Raw genomic sequence first — 376 nt, 5'->3', positions numbered from 1 at the left:
AGCCAGTCCTCCTGCGCCGCCGTTTCCCAGCTCGGAATCGTGACCTCGCGGCCGTCCACGCCCCGAACCCGCGGGCGCTCGACCTCGATCTTGCCGCCGTGGAAGCCGATCCGTCCCCGCGTTCGGCCCCAACGGTGCGCCCGCCGCGCCGCGTCGCGATCGTGGCGCGGCCCGCAGGCCGCCGTGACATCCGCCTCCATCATCGTGCCGAGCGCCTCGATCCCTGCCGCAAGGCAGAACCGATCGAAGCTCGCCCGCACTTCTGCAAACGCTTCGTCCACAGCCCCGGTCGCCGGCGAACCAGCCGGTGTGATATCTCTCGTCATGGCGTTGCTCTCCTTTGTGGAATCAGCACCCCGAGCCTACCGGCTCAAGG

1 pseudogene is annotated in these 376 nt (G+C 69.7%); it reads right to left on the bottom strand.

The features are described from left to right. Positions 1-326 (bottom strand): annotated as a pseudogene (locus AC0L30_RS43145) (IS256 family transposase); the annotation flags it as partial. Positions 327-376 lie beyond the last annotated feature (50 nt).

The organism is Bradyrhizobium sp. MI1.11 (assembly GCF_055811255.1).
Note: the sequence above shows the minus strand (reverse complement) of the source record. Positions and strands in the feature narration are given on the sequence as shown.